We start from the raw sequence: 980 nt of genomic DNA on the forward strand, positions 1-980 counted from the left end.
TGGTGTGGACGCTGGTGGTTGTAAAAACGTATCCAGTCGCCGATCACGCGGCTGGCATGCTGAATGGTCTCGAAACGATGCCGATGCACACATTGTTCTTTCAGTGTTCGGATCACGCGTTCGACCATGCCGTTCTGCTGAGGGCAATGGGGTGTGATGAACTCCTGGCGCAGGCCGTAGCTGCGCACCAGTGCGGTGTAGCTGCGTGAGGTGAAGACCAGACCGTTGTCCGATCGCAGCAGAAACGGCGTTGGCACGCGGCCCAGCGTTCCGAAGCGGGCAATCAGAGCATGTTCCAGGGCGCTGCCTGCGTTGCAGGCCTTGCCACTTCGCGACAGGTGCCAGCCCAGCAATTCGCGCGTGTGGCAATCGATCACCAGCGCCAGCGTTGCCCAGCCGTCCCGCCCGGCCCACACCCGACATAGATCCGTGGACCAACGTTCGTTGGGCTTCGTCGCCACCGATGGCAGGGCTTGGATGCGAGGCCTGAAGCCAATGGGCCGCTTGCGAACCTGCCAGCCCATCAACTGGAACACACGTTGCACGGTGTTCTTGTTGAACCCCAACAGATGTGCAACCGTCCGGTAGCCAAACGAGGGCGACTCTTCAATCATCGTCTTGATCGGCACAGCGAATTTCGGATCGATCTTCGGCGCCGACTTCACCGGTTTGTAGTACACCGAGCGGCGCGGCACGCCGAACCAGCGACACAACTTGGCGATCGAGACGGTGATGCCGTCAGCTTGCAGTCCCTGGTGGATCGTCTCAATCACTTCTCGTCCTCGCCCAGCAGGGACTGCAATTTTTTTCTGGCGCGCAACTCCAACATTGCTTCGCCATACGCTTCCTGGAGATCTTTAAGCTGACGCTCGTATTGCTCCCGAACGTCTTGCGGATTGGCTCTCAGCGCGTTCTCCATGCCCCGCTTGCCATCATCGACCCATTGCTCGACTTCCGAGGGTGACAGGTCGAACTGGCGG

Annotated in this window: 2 protein-coding genes; both read right to left on the minus strand. The window is 59.8% G+C overall.

Annotated features, from left to right (window positions below):
* Nucleotides 1–773: IS3 family transposase (locus ACDA63_RS20120; protein ID WP_373665084.1), on the minus strand; the 773-nt coding region annotated here is incomplete at its 3' end.
* A partial coding sequence (locus ACDA63_RS20125; protein ID WP_373665085.1) for a DUF1153 domain-containing protein occupies nucleotides 770–980 on the minus strand: 211 nt, incomplete at its 5' end. The genes ACDA63_RS20120 and ACDA63_RS20125, both read right to left, overlap by 4 nt.

It is taken from the genome of Uliginosibacterium sp. sgz301328 (genome assembly GCF_041807905.1).
In the GTDB taxonomy this organism is placed as follows: domain Bacteria; phylum Pseudomonadota; class Gammaproteobacteria; order Burkholderiales; family Rhodocyclaceae; genus JBGVSA01.